General features: G+C 61.1%; 1 protein-coding gene. It reads left to right on the top strand.

The window, feature by feature from the left end; genetic code table 11:
- Positions 1–93: 93 nt before the first annotated feature.
- The coding region (locus GVL03_RS20855) for a tripartite tricarboxylate transporter substrate binding protein (RefSeq protein ID WP_306770362.1) at positions 94–422 on the top strand (329 nt) is incomplete at its 3' end.

Genomic DNA, 422 nt, shown 5'->3' with positions numbered 1-422 from the left:
ACATAATAGATCATTCGATGACATTGTGGGTAGAATCACATGGCCGGATGACAGGAGCTTCGTTCCGGCGTCTCATCCCTACCGAGGAACCCCATGACCATCCCAACCCGGCGCATGTTCAATACCACCGTTGCCTTCGGCGCTCTCTCGAGCCTGGCGTGTCCGGCATTCGCGGAGCCTGACTGGCCTACCAAGCCGATTTCCTTCGTTGTGGGGTTCCCGCCCGGCGGACTGACGGATGCTGGCGCGCGCTATCTGGCCACCGGAATGGGAACGTCGCTGGGGCAACCTGCGATCGTGGAGAGCAAACCGGGCGCTTCGGGCAACCTCGCAGCGGTCGAGGTGCTGAGGACCCAGGACAGCCACAGGATGCTGGTAGCCAACACCAGCATCACCATCAATCCGCATACGTTCCCGTCACC

Source organism: Microbacterium sp. 18062, from assembly GCF_902706225.1.
Classification (GTDB): Bacteria; Actinomycetota; Actinomycetes; order Actinomycetales; family Microbacteriaceae; genus Microbacterium.
Note: the sequence above shows the minus strand (reverse complement) of the source record. Positions and strands in the feature narration are given on the sequence as shown.